Source organism: Collinsella sp. CLA-ER-H5 (assembly GCF_040092375.1).
GTDB lineage: Bacteria > Actinomycetota > Coriobacteriia > Coriobacteriales > Coriobacteriaceae > Collinsella.
In genome coordinates this window covers 1-868 of sequence record NZ_JBBNLR010000049.1, presented here as the reverse complement: position 1 = coordinate 868, position 868 = coordinate 1, and the positions used below count along the sequence as shown (strand labels likewise).

General features: G+C 59.1%; 1 protein-coding gene. It reads left to right on the top strand.

Annotation, left to right across the window (positions count from 1 at the left end):
* Positions 1-828, top strand: an 828-nt coding sequence (locus AAAX31_RS10060) for an IS3 family transposase (RefSeq protein ID WP_349077110.1), incomplete at its 5' end; no start/stop codon positions are given.
* Positions 829-868 lie beyond the last annotated feature (40 nt).

Sequence of the window (868 nt, the reverse complement as noted above, 5' to 3'; positions counted from 1 at the left end):
GGCCCCATCAAGAAGGCATGCGGGCTGATGAAAGTCTCGAAATCCGGTTTCTACGAGTATCTCGGCCGGAAGAAGTCCGACGCCCAGATAGAGCGGGAGGCGATCGAAGGTTTCGTCGTCGAGGCCTTCGAGCGGCACAAGGGCCGTTACGGCTACCGGCGCATCAACCGCGAACTGCGAAAAAGCGGCATCGTCGTGAGCGAGAAGCGCGTGCTCCGCATCATGCAGAAGCTCGGACTTGCCGGAAAGGGCGCGACCCGAAAACACCGCATCCAGAAGAAGGTCGAGCCGGGAGACCCTCGGTTGAACCTGGTAGAGCGCGCTTTCACCGTGGGCGAGCGCAACAGGCTTTGGGTGGGCGACATCACCTACATACCCACAAGAGAAGGGTGGCTCTATCTCGCAGCCGTGATAGACGCCTTCTCCCGCAAGGTCGTGGGCTGGTCAATGTCCGAGCGCATCACCGAGAAGGTCGCGATCGACGCGATGGAGCAGGCGGTCGGCAGGGAGGGTCCGCCAGATGACGGCAGCCTCGTCTTCCATGACGATCAGGGCGCGCAGTACACCTCCCGTTCCTTCCAGCGGTGTCTGGACTCGCATGGCATAGTCCAGTCGGTATCAAGGCCCGGCACGCCGCTGGACAACGCGGTGGCCGAGTCGTTCTTCAAGACGCTGAAAAGGGAATTGGTGAAAGAGAGGAGCTATGGGACGAGGGACGAGGCCAAGCAGGACATCTTCAAGTACATAGAGCTCTATTACAATAGGGTGCGCATGCATTCCACCCTGGGCTACATGTCTCCAGTGGAATACGAGCGGCAATACGCTTGAGGATCCTTAAAAGAAAGTCCAGTTTATCCTTCCCACTCCA